Raw genomic sequence first — 15267 nt, forward strand, 5'->3', positions numbered from 1 at the left:
AAACTTATAACTCATAACTTCCAAAGAAAATGAATCTATCTTTAGAATATAAAATACAAGAACCAAAAGTAATTTTAGATAAAAATCCTGTTTTACTTTTATTACACGGATACGGAAGTAACGAAGCCGATTTATTTTCGTTTGCCACAGAACTTCCTGATAATTATTATATCATTTCAGCCCGCGCGCCTTATGATTTACAATACGGCGCATATGCCTGGTACGCTATTAATTTTGATGCTGATCAGAATAAATTTTCAGATAACGAACAAGCTAAAACTTCTCGTGATTTGATCGCTAAGTTTGTTGATGAATTGGTTGCAAATTATCCTATTGATGCTAATAATGTTACTTTGGTTGGTTTTAGCCAGGGTTCTATTTTAAGCTATTCAGTTGCGCTTTCGTATCCTGAAAAAATTCAGAGAGTTGTAGCAATGAGCGGTTATTTCAACGAAGAAATTATCAAAGAAGGTTTCGAGAAAAACGACTTCAAAAACCTGAAAATATTCGCTTCTCATGGAACTGTAGATCAGGTAATTCCGATTGATTGGGCTAGAAAAACACCTGCTATTTTAGAGAAATTAAATATTCCGGTTACGTACAAAGAATATCCTGTTGGTCACGGTGTGGCACCTCAGAATTTCTTCGATTTTAAGAATTGGCTGGCGGAGTAGTTTTCAGTATTCAGTCGCCGTTCTCAGTCTCGGGCTCAGTTTTCAGTCATTTAAATTCTAACAATGAGTAATTTTCCAAGTATACTAACTGATGAAAAAATAAAGGACAGCAATAAAGACTTTAGATCTGCGCTGTTTTCTTTAGACAAAAACAGTATCGATAAGGATAATTTCGTTCACTTAGCAAGGATTTATTCTACTACAAAGCAACTTGATCTTAGAAATAAAGTCTTAAGATTATTATATGATTTTGATTTTCCTGAATTAAAGGATTTCTTTGATAATGCATATAAAAAGGAAAGATATCTCGACATGAAAATCTATGCGCTGCGTGGACTTTCTCAGTTTACAAATGAGAAGGAAATTGAAAAACTATTACAGAAATTCAATCTGACATTACTTAAAAGACAGGAAACAACGCCTTATAATTATCAGGAATATGAACTTTTAAGAGGACAGAATTCTTTGTCTTATTTAGTCGAAAAATACAATTACAATTGTTTTAAAGAAACATTAAATCAGGTAAATGCACAATATAATGCAATGCCCGATGCCTTTAAAGGACATTTTACAATAGATGAGAATGGTGAAGGAGTTTCATTAAGAAGCCCGGAAGAAAGCTCTAAAATGATTAAGGATTTTTTTAGTAAGCGATAAAGTTTAAAAACAAAATTTCAGTTTGAAAAACGGAAAAAAAAACATTATAAGTACGAAAATTCTACTCTAATCATTTAGCTATATTTGTGATTACAAATATCAATTAAAAGTAATACAAAATGGAAGAAAATACTATAATACTCTATCCAAAAGCCGATAAGGTTTTTAGCAATCCTGAGTTAGCCATATATTTTAAACCATTACTAACGTATCATACATCTGTGTCAGGTAAAAAATACCAAATTCATTTACTTGGAACTGATGGTCTTTTTTGCGAAACAAAATTTAAATATTCTGAAAACAATTTCTTTGGTTTTAAATACAATAATGGAACGTATGATTTTTTAGGAGATATTAGAGTTTTCAATGAATACGACAAGGTTCCTGAACTTTATACTTTTTTAAAAAAGGATTTCCTAAAAAACTCCGACTTATATCTTAATAATAAAACAAGTGTTGCTAAATACTTAAGCGATATAGAATTTGAATTACAAGAAATTTCAAATTTCGAAGATTTTTCAAATGCAATATATTACGCTGAAGCTTTTTATAGTTATGAATTCACTAAATCTTACTATGAGAAATATGCTAAACATAGTCACGTATCTGTCATAACAGAAGGTTTTGCTAAAAATACAGAGCCTTTAATAATTGATAAAAAAGATGCATTATCAATTCTGGAAGAATTCTTTAAAAATTTAAAATACAACTTAGCAAACAAATATGATATAAATAAAGAAATGTTCATTTCAGGAGTTGCGGGAGAAAGATTCATGTCTATAAATGGAGGATGCAATATATTAGCTATGTTAGATACCTCAAAAGATATAGTTTATATACTTGAATATCATTAAAGAAATCCTGAAGAATGTTCTCAAATGATTAAGTATTTTTTTAATGGCAAAAAAGAATAATAACGGAAGTAAATTAAAATTGACGAGTAACTATAAAATCCTAAACTCAAGGAATATATTTATCATTACACTTATTGTTATAACACTAACCATTATTACTGTTTGGCTTTTTGGACTAGGAGATCACAGATCTTTTTTTGAAAATTCGCTATTATCAACAACAATTTTATCTATAGCATTCTTTTTATTTATATCTATTGGATTATTTAAAGGAATTAAACTTAGAGATAATCTAGGCGAAATAACAGATCGTTTTGATCCTTCAAAAATTGATTTTATAAAGGAAGCTGTTACAGACCGCAGTATTGAGGATGCACCAGATGTTGGCGAAGGAATTTTTGGAATTATAATAAGCCTAATTTTATGGTTTATTATGGCAGTTGTAATTAGTTACTTATGCTGGGCGTTTGGTGCCATAGTATGGTTTTCTATCTTAACTTTTATCGCAATGCTTTATTGGATATTCTTCAGAGCATTAAGGCTAGTCTTTAAAAAATCAGGCAAGTGCAAAGGCAATTACTTAAATAGTATCTTATATGGTATTGGTTTTACAATTCTATATAACTTTTGGATTTATGTAATCATTTTTATGACAATGCATTTTTCTTAAAATAAAAAAGTCGCAGCTTTCAAACTGAAAACTGCGACTGTATACTGTAAACTTTTACTCTCCTGTATAGATAATTTTACCTGCTTTTTTCAGCACATAACCCTTCCAGGGAATCAATTGATAATCGCCTTTTGTCCAGGAATCACCTTCAGATTTTCTTTCTAAAAGGATTGGATCTTTTTGAGTATCAAGAAAAAGTTCGGCTTGGTTTCCTTCAAAAATAACATAGGAAACTGTTGAATATGTTTTTCCGTCTTCGGCATGAGCTAATTTTGTTCCCACCTCAAAAAGACGTACGCATTCTTTTTTAAGTGATGACCAGGTATAACCTGCAGAAGGTTTACATCCGTGAGTATCGACATCTCCGCCAACAACTTTTTTTGTTTCTTCTTTTGGTGTATTATTTTCCTGTACCACTTTTTTAGCGCAAGAAAATGAAAGACCAATAATAACTGAAAATAAAAATATCTTTTTCATATGTCCTATAATTTTAGATTGCAAAAAATAGGATCATTAGTTTCTATTTTTGATACAACCAGGTTTGATTTACCTCAAAAGTAATATTATCATCGTTATCAACAAAATATTTTAACAAGACTTCTCCCCATAATTCTCCATTACTGTAATCTGCAATGATCCATCTGTGGTTTAAAATTTTAATTTTATTGATGATAAACTTGTTCGGACCAATTTTATCCTGCCCTGTATAAGGATTTCCGTTTGGGTTTGCATTTAGATCTAATAATTTCTCTGTTACAACCGGAATCAGTTTTTCGTACAAAATTACTTTTCCTCCAGAAGCGCTATTATCAAAATAGTTTTGTGCATTCTCATTATGTTCCAGAGAGAAATAATCGGCATCAGCTAATTTTGTTGTTACCAGATTAATACTGTCTCTTAGTTTCTTAGTTGTTTTATCATATCTTTCCTCACCAAATTTTACTTCTCTGCTGTAAAACATATAAGTAAAAACATTCATTAATATCGCAAGGATAAAAAGATAAAGCATTAAGGATTTTTTCATTGTTGTGGTATAATTAAATTGTAATTTCTAAGTTATCGTAAGCCAGAAAAACGTTTTCAGGCAGTTGTTTTTGCACTTCTTCATGAAAGCCCAGAACGTGGCTAATGTGCGTTAAATAAGCTTTTTCAGGTTTTACCAAATTTATAAAATCGAGTGCTTCCTGCAAATTAAAGTGTGTGTCGTGTGGTTCTACGCGCAAAGCATTTACGACTAAAACTTTAAGATTTTTTAGTTTTTCGACTTCTGTTTCGTGAACTGTTTTAACATCGGTTAAATAGGCAAAATCATCTATACGATATCCAAAAACCTGTAAATCGCCGTGCATAACATTTACCGGAATTGCGGTTTTGTCACCAATAGCAAAAGGTTGATTATTGATAACCTCAATAGTTTTAACGCTTGGAGCGCCCGGATATTTGTTTACGGTTTCGAAAACATAATCGAAACGGCGTTTGAGATTGTCAATAACACGTTGGTGTGCATAAACAGGAATTTCCCCTTGTCTGAAATTAAACGGGCGAATATCATCTAAACCGGCAGTATGATCTGCATGTTCGTGTGTAAACAAAATGGCGTCGAGATGTCTGCAGCCGCACGAAAGCATTTGCTGCCTGAAATCAGGACCGCAATCGATAACGTACGAATGCTCGCCCCATGTAATCCATATGGATACGCGGAGCCTTTTGTCCTTAGCATCAGTGCTTTTACAAACAGGATGATCGACTCCGATTATCGGAATGCCTTGTGAAGTACCAGTACCTAAAAAATATACCTTCAATTGAACTTAATTTTTTTACAAAAATAGGATTATTTCTCTTTCATTAGAAGCCTAATTTGCTAACTTTGTAACAAATCTATTTAAAATAAAATGGGTACAGAAATAAAACTCAAGGGTGACAAGGTCATCGAACAGATTCCTTCCATAAAAGACAAAGCGTTACGCATTAATTTAAACGAGAATATTTACGGAACTTTTGCTGAAATTGGTGCTGGACAAGAAACCGTTAGGCATTTTTTCAGATCCGGAGGTTCATCGGGAACAATTGCAAAAGCAATGTCTGCCTACGACAAAGATTTCAGTGACGCCGTTTATGGAATTGAAAGGGATGGCCGATATGTAACCGAAGAGCGTTTAAAGAAAATGCTGACTCTTGAAGGGCAAATAATCGAAGAACGATTAAGCCGCGAAAAACATCCTACAAAGCTTTTCTTTAGTTACGCGAACACTGTTGCCACAATAGATTTTGCCAAACAGTTTAAAGGTCACGGTTGGGTTGGAATTCGATACCAAATTGAACCTGACGAAGCTTATAACGAAATTATTCTTCATATTCGTTTTAAGGAAACTGATGCCCGACTACAACAGGAAACACTGGGAATTTTAGGGGTAAACCTTATTTACGGTGCTTTTTATAAATACAACGATCCAAAAAGATTACTTCGTTACTTATACGATCACTTAGACAAAGATCAACTCGAAATTGATACTATTAACTTCTCAGGACCTCGTTTTGCTGATGTTGATAATCGTTTGATGAGTTTGCAACTGGTTAAAAACGGAATGACTGATGCGGTAATGTTTAACCCTGAAGGGAAAAACGTATTACCGGCTGCCGTTTTATACAAAAAGAACCTTCTTGCTTTTAGAGGAAGTTTTCGCCCGGTTACGAATGTAAACCTTGATATGTACGAGAAGTCTCTTAAGATGTTTCTTGAAGAAAATAAGGTTGAAAAAGACAATACTTTGGTCGTTTTTGAAATTACACTTTCGAATTTGCGTTCTGATGGTGAAATTGATGAACGCGATTTCATGGACAGAGCCGAATTGCTTTGTTCGTTAGGTCAGACTGTAATGATTTCTAATTTCCAGGAATATTATAAAGTGGTTGAATATTTTGCTAATTATACCAAAGCCAGAATGGGATTGGCCATGGGTGTAAATAACTTAGTAGATATTTTTGATGAGAAATACTATCGTCATTTAAGTGGTGGAATTCTTGAAGCTTTTGGAAAATTATTCTACCGTGACATGAAGGTATTCTTGTATCCAATGTTGGGCGATAACGGAGAAATTATTACTTCTGAAAACCTTAAAGTACATCCTAGAATGAAGGAATTGTATAAATTCTTTAAATTCAACGGAAAAGTGGTTGATATCGTAGATTATAACCCGAATATCTTAAATGTATTCTCCCGAGAAGTTTTAAAAATGATCAGTCAGGGAAAAACGGGCTGGGAACCAATGCTTCCGTCTGGTGTTGCCGAAATTATCAAGGAACATCATCTTTTTGGATATCATCCGGAAACTGAATTGGAACAAAATAATATGTAATATCAAAAAGGTCCTAAAAAGAAAGTTTTTCTTTTTGGGACTTTTTTTTGTTTCAGGTTTTGAAGGAATGGGAATTTTACCGCAAAACACGCTAAGTTTTTTTTATATCTTTTTTTGCAAAATTTAAGTTCGTAAAGCTTTATCTAAATTAAGCTTTGCGAACTTAACTTATTTTTGCTGGACGTGAAACTTTGTCAAAGTTTTAAACTTTGACAAAGTTGTTGAAACATTTTTTCATTTTAGCTTTGCGAACTTTGCACATTGTAAATGCAATCTATAAAAAAAACCTTGCGACCTTTGCGGTAAAAAATTCTGCATCAAGATTACAACCTGAAACAAAAATTTTTATTTCAAAATTTGTGCTGCGTGCTCTTTTGTTTTTACTTTTTCGATTACCTCATCAATAATTCCGTTTTCGTTGATTACGAAAGTGGTTCTGTGGATTCCGTCGTATTCTTTCCCCATGAATTTCTTTGGTCCCCAAACGCCGAATGCGTTGATTACTGATTTATCTTCATCGGCTAATAACGGGAAAGGAAATTCGTATTTGTCTTTGAATTTTAGCTGTGCTTTTTGACTGTCGGCACTTACTCCAAGAAGTTCGTAATTATTGGCTTTAAAACGTTCGAAATTATCTCTTAGGTCACAAGCTTCAGCTGTACAACCTGGTGTACTTGCTTTTGGATAAAAGAAAACGACTAATTTTTTTCCGCCGTAATCTGCCAGTTTATGTGTTTTTCCGTCCTGATCAACTCCTGAGAAGTTTGGTGCTTTGTCACCGGCTTTTAATGTTGTCATATTTTTTTATTTTAGATTTCTGATTTTAGATTTTAGATTTTCGTATTATGCTGTATAATTTTAACCGTAAAGTTCGCAAAGTTTTTATACAAAGCTTTCTTAATTGGAGATACATTTTTAGTGTAAAGTTCGCAAAGCTTTGTGCTGAAAACTGCGACTGAAAACTCATTACTTTTCTTCATGCCCCAGATTGAAGTGAAAACCCCGGAGTTGTGGTAATTTACATTTTTTGCATTGGCAAAGCGACTGGAGGAAGCTCTTGCGAATGCTTAAAAATGTTATTGCCACAATGAGGAGTTGTAACGGAAAGCTGGATTAGGCACATCATGAAAATTATGCTATTTTTACGGGATTAAAAATACGGAAATGAATAAAGAAGCTCGCGTACAATTTGTTATAAATACGTTAAAAGAACTCTACCCTACTATACCTGTCCCGCTTGATCATAAGGATCCTTATACTTTATTGATTGCTGTTTTGCTTTCGGCACAATGTACGGATGTTCGTGTGAACCAGATTACGCCTATTCTTTTTGCGAAGGCTGATAATCCGTATGATATGGTAAAAATGTCGGTTGAGGAAATTAAGGAAATTATTCGCCCGTGTGGTTTGTCGCCAATGAAATCGAAAGGAATTTATGGTTTATCGCATATTTTGATTGATAAATATGACGGGAAAGTGCCGCAGAGTTTTGAGGCTCTTGAAGAATTGCCTGCTGTGGGGCATAAAACAGCAAGTGTGGTAATGTCTCAGGCTTTTGGTGTTCCGGCGTTTCCGGTTGATACGCATATTCACAGGCTGATGCTAAGATGGAATCTTTCGAACGGAAAAAATGTGGTGCAAACGGAAAAAGATGCTAAAAGATTATTTCCGAGAGATTTATGGAATGATCTTCATCTTCAGATTATTTGGTACGGCCGCGAATATTCTCCTGCAAGGGGCTGGAGTTTAGAGAAAGATATCATTACAAGGACTGTTGGCAAAAAATCGCTGATAGAGGAAGCTATGAAAAAGGAAGAAGCTACTAAAAAGATCGTTAAGTAGCTTCTTCTCTATTTTTTAAATACTGTTTTTACATACTGCTTTTAAGGGCATTATATTCGCCTGTCATATTTAGCGATCTGTAGATACCGAGAAGTGATTTTGTAGCACTTTCGTTTTTTGGTTCTATATTCAATGCCTTTTTTAGGTACGGAATTGCACTTTTTACAATATCGTCTTTTTGGGCATCCAGTTTATCATATTGCTGCATGTCGGCAGGGCTGTTTCCTAAGGTGCCCATAAGATCCTGTAATTCTTTTTTGAATTGTATTTTGACATAGGCCAGATTGATATAGCAGGTCATGCAATTTTGATTGATTTGTAAAGCGTCTTCATAATATTTTTCGGCACTACAATAATCGTTGGTTTCCATATAAGAGAAGGCTAAAGAGATCAGGATTTCTTCTTTTTTTGATGGCGGATTTACATTTCTTGGTTTTTCATAAATTCCTTCCTGAATACTTGCTTCTCTGGCACTCATGGAAATAAAGGCTTCTTCTTGTTTTGTTTTTTTGTTCGTCGCATAAAAAATAACTGTCTCGCCTGTGTAGTTTAGCCTTTTAAGTTCTTCGAAATACTTAATGGCTGACTTGTAATCTTTTGCTGCAAAAGAGGCCGAAGCCGCATTGAACAGGTTTCTGATATCTTTTTTATCAAACAAATAAACTTCGTAACTTTTATCGGCACTTTCTTTGTATTTTTCTGCTTTGAAATCGTTGTACGCTCCGTCTACGAGTTTGGATTTCATTTCTTTTAGGGCCAAACTTGCCTTGAAAGCATATTTGTAAATTTGAGAATCATTTTCGTATAACAGTACATCCTGATAAGCTCCTACTGCTAAAGCAAAATTGGCCGCGGCATCTACATTTTTGCTTGCCAGGTCTTTGTAGACATTTCCTTTTGTAAAATAAAAGTCTGATTTTACATCAACCGGTGCATTTATTATTAGGTATTCTATTTTCTTTAAAATTGCTAATGCTTCCTGTGTTTTTCCTTTGCTGTAATAAGATTGCGCTTCTTTTATTTCTTCTTTTTGAGCGTATGCGCCTATACTTATTGATAGTAGCAGTAATAAGATCTTAAAGTTCTTTTTCATTTTCGGTTAGGTTTGGTTGTTAAATAGATTGCGGGCACTACTTATGATGAGTTGATCACAAACATTGATTTTAAAGGCTAAAAGTTTTTACTCTTGCCTTAATCAATATGCAACAAAGCCTCATTTTTTTAATATTCTTTACGAGATATTAAAATGAACAACAAACGAAACATGATTAGGGTAATTTTTGGCCATAGATGATTTGGTTTTGGTTATACTTAATTTTGGTTATTATTAAAAATTGAATTTTTCTATATATTGAAAGGTTTTTAATACATAAACTTCTTTTATATAGTGTTTTTGTTAAATAAAAAACTGGTTTTTAACTAAAACAAAGCTAAATATAAAATAAAAATTTGATATTCGGTTAAAATATAGAATTTTAACAAACCGGCTGTAAAGTTATAGTGAATTTATTATCAATAATAGGTGCTATCTTCAATAATGAATAGATTATTATTGTGGTATGTATGATGGAAATAGATTGTGGAATATATTATAAATGGATTGAGAATGGATTATGGAAATGTATTATGGATGGATTACGTCCCAACGGTTGAAACCGTTGGCTATGTTCTCTCATTGAGAATATTTTTTATTATTTAAAATTATCTACATGACCATATTGCAAACATAGCCCAAGGTTTCAACCTTGGGGAACGGATGATAAGAAACGTATTTTAGGAGAATTTATTGATTCTATTAATTAGTGCTGATGGAAAAATGTATTGTGGAATTCATTGTGAATAGATTGCGTCCCAACGGTTGAAACGGTTGGCTGTGTCTTATCTATTGAAGTTTTTAATGCGATTCAATTATTAGTAGAAATAAAAAAACTCACTACCTGTATTTGCATACAAATAGTGAGCTTTCAACCAAACGACCAGTTGGTTTTTCTTTCGAAATAAACATCCGACAAATGTAGTGGGCTGTTTAATTAGCTATAATTTCAAAACTTTTATCTTCAATTTTCACAACTGTTAATGCTTGTGAGTAATTTAGTAAAAAAGAAACGACTTCTTTTTTAGGTTTTAAATCTTTAGAAGCTAATGCCTTTTTAGAGTAAATTTTCGCCATACTATCAAAATGTTTTATTATAGTATAACGGACTATTACTCAAAATAGTATTAGTTGGTTAAAATAATTTGATGTTTATCAATTATTTTTCTTAAATTCATTAGTGCATAACGCATTCTGCCCAGTGCGGTATTGATGCTAACTCCCGTAATTTCAGATATTTCCTTAAAACTCATATCCTGATACATACGCATAACCAATACTTCTTTTTGATCTTCGGGAAGCTCTTCTATGATCTTTTTTAAGTCTACTTCGACCTGATCAAAGATCATTTTGTTCTCAATCGTCAGGGAATCATCAGACATTACAGAAAAAATCGAAAACTCTTCGGTTTCTCTGTACATTGGCATTTTTTTGGTTTTACGAAAGTGATCAACAATTAAATTGTGAGATATACGCATTACCCAAGGTAAAAATTTACCTTCTTCATTATAGGAATTACTTTTTAAGGTTTTAATTACCTTAATAAAAGTGTCTTGAAAAATATCGTTTGAAATATCTCTATCAGCAATCTTAGAATATATAAATCCATATATCTTAGACTCGTGTCTTTTAATTAATGTCGACAGGGCTGTTTCGTTGCCTTCGACATAATTTTTCACTAATAGAGCGTCTGGAATATGCAGATCAGCCATAATACTACTTTTTTTTAGTTCTGTTTTAAAATTTGGAGTAATTTTTTCTAAAAAGTAGTTTTATATAATAGGCGAATCTTTTGGGTTATGATGTTATGTTAATATTCTGACCAAATTTAACAAATTATAATTTTAAAAAGCAAACAAAATGAAGAATAATTAACAATAAATCGTTAATTTTTGCAGAACAAACTTAATTTCAGGCATTATATGATCAAAAAAAACACAAATAAGCTCTTTTTTTAACATAAAAAATCAGACATAAACAACTCAACACTAAACGATTAACTCATTTACATCTGATTAATACTAAACTTTTGTCCTGTTAGTGCTTACTATTGATAAACGCGAACGTAGTCGATATAAAATTTTTGAGGAAGTACATTATCATCTACTTCAGGACCTCCAAAATTTCCTCCTATGGCCAAATTTAGGATAATATAAAATGGTTTATCAAAAGGCCAGGTATCTTCATTTTTTACTTCAGGATTAAATGTATAGACTAGTGTTTGATCTACAAAAAAGTCGATTTTATCTTTTGTCCATTCAATTGCGTAAACATGATATCCTTCTTCAATAGTAGGAAAAGGGGTTCTTTTTGTATTGATGGTATTTCCGTGACTGGCTTGCGTATGCAAAGTAGTATACACCATATGTGGATCTCTGCCTATGTATTCGAGAATATCGATTTCTCCCGTTTTTGGCCATTTTACCTCATCTATATTCGCACCAAGCATCCAGAACGCTGGCCATAAACCGTGTCCTACTGGTAGTTTTGCCCTGGCTTCGATTCGGCCATATTTAAATTCTTTTTTGCCTTTTGTCGTTATTTTTGTCGAGGTGTATTTAGCTCCTTCTTTTCTGGCTTCTATAATAAGATTTCCATCCTTGAATTCGTGATTTGTTTTGGTGTAAATCTGTCTTTCGTTATTTCCGTAACCGCATAGATTTGGACATCCATCGCCAAGTTCGAAATTCCAAAAGGTTTCATTCACTTCTTTTTTATTGAAATTTTCTTCCCAAACTAGTTTTCTTTTTACTTCTTGTGCAAAACTAAAACTGGTTATCATCAATAATATTATTACTTTTTTCATACAATCATTTTAAAATTAACAAAATAAGAAGGCCAGCCTTAACTGACCTTCTCACCTCATTCTTACTAATTAATTTATAATCTATTGATATACTCTTACATAGTCAATCTCCATAGAAGATTGTGTAAAAGCAGGATCAATATTGCCGCCCAGATTACCTCCCATTGCAACATTCAAAATTAAGAAGAAGTCACTATTAAAAGGTAAAGTACCGTCGTTAGGAACAGAATGAATCTGCACATCATCTACAAAAGTAGTTACTGATGCAGGACTCCAGACTGTTTTGTAAACATGAAATTCTGTTGAGACATTTGGTATCGTTTTAGAACCTGTATTGCCTTGTCCTCCTGAATGTCCCGGATAATGAAGGGTACTCAAAATAACATTTTGATTTTTACCAACATGTTCCATAATATCTATTTCGCCACAAGCCGGCCATGGTTTTGTGGTATAATTTGAACCCAGCATCCAGATTGCCGGCCAGGTTCCTACTCCTGTTGGAAGTTTGGCTTTTATCTCGACTTTACCATAGGTGAATTTAAATTTACCATCGGTTTTTAGTCGGGTCGAAGAATAGTTGGCACCTCCTGAAGCTTCTTTTTTAGCCGTAATTTTCAGGTTTCCGCCCTGAACGATTACGTTTGTTGCTGAGTTGGTATAGTTTTGTTCTTCGTTATTTCCCCAACCACTGTCTCCTCTGCCAAGATCGTAATTCCACTTTGTAGCATCAGGCGCACCGTCTGTATTAAACTCATCAAACCAAACTAACTTTGTATAATCAGCCGGTGGTGCCTGAGTAGGTTTTGTAGTGGTAAATATATGATACCATGCCAATGCCGGATTACCGCCCATAACGGCTCTTACTACCATTCTGTTGGCTGTTATCGAAATGATTTCGTAGGTACTTTGTCCTATATAATAGCCCATAAATCCACCGTCAGAGAAGTTTATTGCTGTTCCTCGGGTTTGTGTAAGATGATCCGGGTTGTTCATTACAACTGATTCTGAAGGGCTTAGTGATACGATTTTTGTTCCGCTTGCATCATATGCCAAACATGCATCGTCTGGTGAGCTTCCACCTGCTACACTCGCAAAAGCTGCATTAAAGAATGTTGAACCACCATTATCTAATTGATATTTCACCACATCGCCATCCAGAGAGAATGTTAGTACATTATCATACAAACAACTACTTGCCGGTGAGGCTGCTTTTTCGAACGGTGCTGCCATATAATAATTAGCAAAATAATTCTTGGTTGCATCACCATCATTTTGTCCAACACCCAAATGTCCTGGTTCTGAAGCTGACCAATACCATTTTTTAGACGTTCCGCCTGTTAAGAACGTTACTGCTTCAGGATCGCTAAAATCACTTTGAACAGTAACATCTATTGAGGTATTTGTTTCTACTCCTCCAGTTCCTGTTGCAATAACAATTACGGTATAGGTATTAAGTCCCGGTTTGGTAAATCTTTTATCAATTGTACCTGCTGGCGCATTTACTGAGGTTCCGTCGCTAAATGCATATTTATACGATATTGCATTATTTGCCGTAGCGACAAGTTTTACTAATCCCGAACCATCTCCATTAGGATCTGCATCGGTTTTACCTACAATCTCGGCTTTAATTACAAGGTTTGTCGGCGCTTGTAAGTTCCCGAATTTTAAATCGTCTTCCTGACAACCTACCATAAGCAGAATCGTAAGTACGGACACGATATTTATAATTATTTTACGCATGATTACTTATATTTTTAATTGGATTGTTTAATATCATCAAAATAGTATGTTTTGCCTGTGCCATTGTTTCCAAAATCAAAGAAAAGCACTACTCTTTGATAATTATTGGCATTCACAATTCCATCAAAATCAAAAGTTAGCTCTTCCCAACCATTTGCAATTGTTGTGGTAGCATCTACCTCTTTATTTATAGAGGCATCATTTAGATTCTCTAACTTAAATTTTACAATAATTCCGGCCTGAGGTGACCAGACTTTCATTTTTAGTTTTTTAAATGTTGAGAAATTAATCGCCGTTTCAAGCGCTAGTGATGAACCTGCCCAAACTTCGGCACCATTGTTTTTTGTTAAAGCACTTACCGTTGATGATGTATTGATTCCTGATTTGTCAGGATTTGCCACTACGGCCGCTGCGGCACCACCAAAATTTCCGTAAGCATAAGTTAAGGCTGTCGATTCGAATGTTAATGGCAATACCAAAGATTCTGCTCCTGAGGTTAACTGAATATCGTCATAGTAATAATCGACACCTGTACCTGCATTACCAAAGTCAAAGAAAAGTACAACTCTCTGATATTTATTGGCGTTATCGACAGCTGAAAAGTCAAATACCAATTCTTCCCAATTGTTTGCTACTGTATTGGTAACATCTACTTCGGCATTAATATCAGGATTGGCTAAATTTTCTAATTTCATTTTAACCACAATTCCTGCTTTTGGCGACCATGCTTTTATTTTAATTTTTTTCAGAGTAGCAAAATTAATTGGTTCTCCTAATTCTAAGAAAGAACCTGCCCATACCTCTGCACCTGCCGGTTTGGTTAATTTAGCCACTTTTGCACTAACATTACTGGCGTCTACACTAGGATTATTGGCTACAACTGTTGCTACACCTCCAAAAGTACTAAAGGCATAATTTAATGTAGCCGATTCAAAATCGACCGGTAATAAAATTGGGTTCGAAATGGTAATCGATTCTGTATGTACCGTTGTTGCTTTTCCTCCGCTTAAAGCGACCACTTTTACTTCGTAGGTTCCAATATTAGCATAGGTGTGTTTAATAGTTTCGCCTTCCATAAAGTCGACCGGAATTTCATTTGGATTTTCTCCAAAATAAACCTGAAAATAGGTCTCAAAACTCGCTTTTGCACTTACAGATGCTGATAAATTATCACCAACTACATGTGCTAATGTAACCTGCAAATTGCTTGGTGCTAAAAATGAAACTGTAACTTCCTGAGTAACTTCTGTAATTTTTCCATTTATTCCCATTGCCATAATCTTAGCCTGGTAAATACCTTCTTTGTAAGTATGCGCTACAGTTGCTCCTGCCGAAAGATAACTCGATACCGGGCTTCCATCTCCAAAATTAATTTGATATTGCGTCACGCCTTCTCCTTTAGGTAAAAAAGTTACTTTACCTGAATTATCCTGAGTAATAGTTGTGAGTGCCGATATGTTTTTTGGCGCTCCTATCGAATCGATATCGACATCGCTGCCATTACTGTCATTAGAGCAACCTGTTGCGATTGCCAAAACGAACAGACTTATAATAAAATGTAATTTTTTCATAATA

General features: G+C 33.9%; 16 protein-coding genes. 6 read left to right on the forward strand and 10 right to left on the reverse strand.

Features of this window, described 5'->3' with window-relative positions; genetic code table 11:
• The first annotated feature begins 29 nt into the window (after positions 1–29).
• From ACIDC4_RS03160 to ACIDC4_RS03175, 4 genes are all read left to right on the forward strand, one after another.
• Complete coding sequence (locus ACIDC4_RS03160) at positions 30–674, forward strand: alpha/beta hydrolase (RefSeq protein WP_412041713.1); 645 nt, start codon at positions 30–32, stop codon at positions 672–674.
• 63 nt (positions 675–737) lie between these two features.
• Positions 738–1331, forward strand: a complete 594-nt coding sequence (locus ACIDC4_RS03165; protein ID WP_412041714.1) for a hypothetical protein — start codon at positions 738–740, stop codon at positions 1329–1331.
• Positions 1332–1450: 119 nt separating this feature from the next.
• Positions 1451–2185, forward strand: coding sequence for a hypothetical protein (locus ACIDC4_RS03170; RefSeq protein ID WP_412041715.1), 735 nt, complete (start codon positions 1451–1453; stop codon positions 2183–2185).
• Between the two features lie 43 nt (positions 2186–2228).
• Positions 2229–2855, forward strand: a complete 627-nt coding sequence (locus ACIDC4_RS03175; protein WP_412041716.1) for a hypothetical protein — start codon at positions 2229–2231, stop codon at positions 2853–2855.
• Between the two features lie 54 nt (positions 2856–2909).
• Here the strand turns inward: ACIDC4_RS03175 and ACIDC4_RS03180 are convergent, their stop codons facing one another.
• From ACIDC4_RS03180 to ACIDC4_RS03190, 3 genes are read right to left on the reverse strand one after another with little or no spacing between them, the layout of a single operon-like run.
• Positions 2910–3332 carry a hypothetical protein gene (locus ACIDC4_RS03180; RefSeq protein ID WP_412041717.1) on the reverse strand — a complete coding sequence of 141 codons (423 nt, stop codon included), beginning with the start codon at positions 3330–3332 and terminating at the stop codon, positions 2910–2912.
• Positions 3333–3375: 43 nt separating this feature from the next.
• Positions 3376–3879, reverse strand: a complete 504-nt coding sequence (locus tag ACIDC4_RS03185; RefSeq protein ID WP_230036818.1) for a hypothetical protein — start codon at positions 3877–3879, stop codon at positions 3376–3378.
• A gap of 13 nt (positions 3880–3892) precedes the next feature.
• A complete protein-coding gene (locus ACIDC4_RS03190) occupies positions 3893–4657 on the reverse strand; it encodes an MBL fold metallo-hydrolase (RefSeq protein WP_230036816.1) in 765 nt (254 codons plus the stop codon).
• Positions 4658–4747: 90 nt separating this feature from the next.
• Between ACIDC4_RS03190 and ACIDC4_RS03195 the strand changes: the two genes are divergently transcribed.
• Positions 4748–6211, forward strand: coding sequence for a TonB-dependent receptor (locus ACIDC4_RS03195; RefSeq protein ID WP_230036814.1), 1464 nt, complete (start codon positions 4748–4750; stop codon positions 6209–6211).
• Between the two features lie 345 nt (positions 6212–6556).
• On the opposite strand, the gene bcp is transcribed toward ACIDC4_RS03195, so the two are convergent.
• On the reverse strand, positions 6557–7009 hold the full coding sequence (bcp, locus tag ACIDC4_RS03200; RefSeq protein ID WP_412041718.1) for a thioredoxin-dependent thiol peroxidase: 453 nt from the start codon (positions 7007–7009) through the stop codon (positions 6557–6559).
• 366 nt (positions 7010–7375) lie between these two features.
• On the opposite strand from bcp, the gene ACIDC4_RS03205 reads away from it, so the two are divergent.
• Positions 7376–8053, forward strand: coding sequence for an endonuclease III domain-containing protein (locus tag ACIDC4_RS03205; RefSeq protein ID WP_230036808.1), 678 nt, complete (start codon positions 7376–7378; stop codon positions 8051–8053).
• A 28-nt stretch (positions 8054–8081) separates the two neighbouring features.
• On the opposite strand, the gene ACIDC4_RS03210 is transcribed toward ACIDC4_RS03205, so the two are convergent.
• The 6 genes from ACIDC4_RS03210 to ACIDC4_RS03235 form a co-directional block, all read right to left on the reverse strand.
• Positions 8082–9146: a tetratricopeptide repeat protein gene (locus ACIDC4_RS03210; RefSeq protein WP_412041719.1), complete on the reverse strand. Its 1065-nt coding sequence runs from the start codon at positions 9144–9146 to the stop codon at positions 8082–8084.
• Positions 9147–10079: 933 nt separating this feature from the next.
• Positions 10080–10223: a hypothetical protein gene (locus ACIDC4_RS03215; protein WP_165689754.1), complete on the reverse strand. Its 144-nt coding sequence runs from the start codon at positions 10221–10223 to the stop codon at positions 10080–10082.
• Between the two features lie 50 nt (positions 10224–10273).
• Positions 10274–10858, reverse strand: a complete 585-nt coding sequence (locus tag ACIDC4_RS03220; protein WP_412041720.1) for an RNA polymerase sigma factor — start codon at positions 10856–10858, stop codon at positions 10274–10276.
• A 335-nt stretch (positions 10859–11193) separates the two neighbouring features.
• Positions 11194–11952, reverse strand: coding sequence for a glycoside hydrolase family 16 protein (locus tag ACIDC4_RS03225; protein WP_412041721.1), 759 nt, complete (start codon positions 11950–11952; stop codon positions 11194–11196).
• A gap of 81 nt (positions 11953–12033) precedes the next feature.
• Positions 12034–13692, reverse strand: a complete 1659-nt coding sequence (locus tag ACIDC4_RS03230; protein WP_412041722.1) for a glycoside hydrolase family 16 protein — start codon at positions 13690–13692, stop codon at positions 12034–12036.
• A 14-nt stretch (positions 13693–13706) separates the two neighbouring features.
• Positions 13707–15263 carry a hypothetical protein gene (locus ACIDC4_RS03235; protein ID WP_412041723.1) on the reverse strand — a complete coding sequence of 519 codons (1557 nt, stop codon included), beginning with the start codon at positions 15261–15263 and terminating at the stop codon, positions 13707–13709.
• Between the last annotated feature and the right edge of the window lie 4 nt (positions 15264–15267).

The organism is Flavobacterium sp. C3NV, assembly GCF_046825355.2.
Taxonomy (GTDB): Bacteria; Bacteroidota; Bacteroidia; order Flavobacteriales; family Flavobacteriaceae; genus Flavobacterium.